This is a genomic window from Pseudomonas sp. MD195_PC81_125 (assembly GCF_014060985.1).
Taxonomy (GTDB): domain Bacteria; phylum Pseudomonadota; class Gammaproteobacteria; order Pseudomonadales; family Pseudomonadaceae; genus Aquipseudomonas; species Aquipseudomonas parakoreensis.
This window is the reverse complement of sequence record NZ_JABULD010000987.1, coordinates 1-672: the sequence shown is the minus strand read 5'-3', so window position 1 is coordinate 672 and position 672 is coordinate 1. Positions and strand designations below refer to the sequence as shown.

Below are 672 nucleotides of genomic sequence, written 5' to 3'. Positions count from 1 at the left end.
CGGTTGCAGAACATTCTTGCCTTGCATGCGCTGGTAGCGGGAGATCACGTCGCCGATGGTGTAGTTGCGCACGTGCCCCATGTGTAGCTTGCCGCTGGGGTAAGGGAACATCGACAGGCAGTAGTAGGTTTCCTTGCCTGGCTGTTCACTGACTTCAAAGGACTTTTGCTCGTCCCAGAACGACTGGGCGGCGGCTTCGATTTCACGGGGCTGATATTGTTCGTGCATGGCTACTTTTGTACTGGATAGGGGTGGCCTAATCCTCTTCAACGCGCCCTCCGGGGGATGCTCCGGACAGGCTGGAAGTGGAATGACAGGAAGCGCCGTAGCATACATGACCGCGCTTGGCCTAGGGAAACCCTGATTACAGCTGTCTGGCCCCCGAAAACCGTGGCGAGGGCCGTTGGTCGCGGCGTTCAGCCGGTTTGTGCAGCGAAGCTAAGCTCTTATTGGGGAGTGAGTCTTATCTTCAATGAGGTGAGGGATGGTGGAGCAACGGCAAAAAACGTGACGAAACCCGAGTTGTACGAACGGTTGATGGATCGTCTGGGCATGGCGCTCGACGCTGCCAAAACCGCTGGCCGGCTGCGCGACGAGCGCCCCGTGGAACTGGAATTGCGTGGCTTGAGCCCCCGCCGAGTTCAAACTGGTCAAGGCCTATCTGGATCGCAG

At 58.2% G+C, this 672-nt stretch carries 1 protein-coding gene and 1 pseudogene; one reads left to right on the top strand and one right to left on the bottom strand.

Going from position 1 to position 672, the window contains the following annotated elements; translation table 11 throughout:
- Positions 1 to 228 (bottom strand): class I tRNA ligase family protein (locus HT737_RS30750; RefSeq protein WP_182404702.1); only part of this gene is annotated, 228 nt, incomplete at its 3' end.
- A gap of 256 nt (positions 229 to 484) precedes the next feature.
- Here HT737_RS30750 and HT737_RS32275 point away from each other — a divergent pair.
- Positions 485 to 672 (top strand): annotated as a pseudogene (locus HT737_RS32275) (hypothetical protein); the annotation flags it as partial.